The sequence below is a fragment of the Amycolatopsis echigonensis genome (genome assembly GCF_014174495.1).
Lineage (GTDB): Bacteria > Actinomycetota > Actinomycetes > Mycobacteriales > Pseudonocardiaceae > Amycolatopsis > Amycolatopsis echigonensis.
The window spans coordinates 1-733 of record NZ_JACJHR010000255.1 but is presented as its reverse complement, the minus strand read 5'-3'; the positions used below and the strand labels follow the sequence as shown (position 1 = coordinate 733).

Genomic DNA, 733 nt, shown 5'->3' with positions numbered 1-733 from the left:
CGTGTCATGGCAACCGTGTAAGCCGCGGATGGACCAAGATCGGGTCGCTGACGGCGACCCAGGAAGGCTCCATCTGTGACTGAGAACACATCGACCGGTCGGACTGCGGGTCCCGAGGCCGGCGAGGCGCTCGCTCGCGTGTTACCGCCGGAAACGCTTGACGCGTTGGTAAAAGAAGCGTACGAGAATGGTGGCGCGCTGGGTGCGCAAGAATTGCTGAACGAGATGACCAAGGCGGTGCTCGAACGGGCGTTGGACGCCGAAATGACCCATCATCTCGGGTACGAGAAAGGAGACCCCGCCGGGAACGGGTCCGGGAATTCCCGGAACGGCAGGTCCCCGAAAACCGTGTCGACCTCGAACGGCCCGGTCGAACTGGCGGTGCCGCGCGACCGGAACGGTTCCTTCGAACCGGCGATCGTGCCGAAACGCGCACGCAGGCTGGGCAATATCGACGAGGCGATCCTGTCGCTGTATTCGCGCGGCATGACCACCCGGGACATCGAATCCCATTTGCGTGAAGCATATGGCGTGAACGTGTCGCGGGAATTGATCTCCAACGTGACCGACGTGGTGACCGACGAGATCGCGCTGTGGCAATCGCGTCCCTTGGACGAGATGTACCCGATCCTCTACGTCGACGGCCTGCGGCTGCGGGTCAAGGACAAAGGCGTGGTCACCTCCAAAGTCGCCTACTTGGCCGTCGGCGTGGACATGGAAGGCCGCAAACACG

At 62.9% G+C, this 733-nt stretch carries 1 protein-coding gene; it reads left to right on the top strand.

Features of this window, described 5'->3' with window-relative positions; all coding sequences use genetic code 11:
- Positions 1-138 precede the first annotated feature (138 nt).
- The coding region (locus H5411_RS46625; RefSeq protein ID WP_183128043.1) for an IS256 family transposase at positions 139-733 on the top strand (595 nt) is incomplete at its 3' end.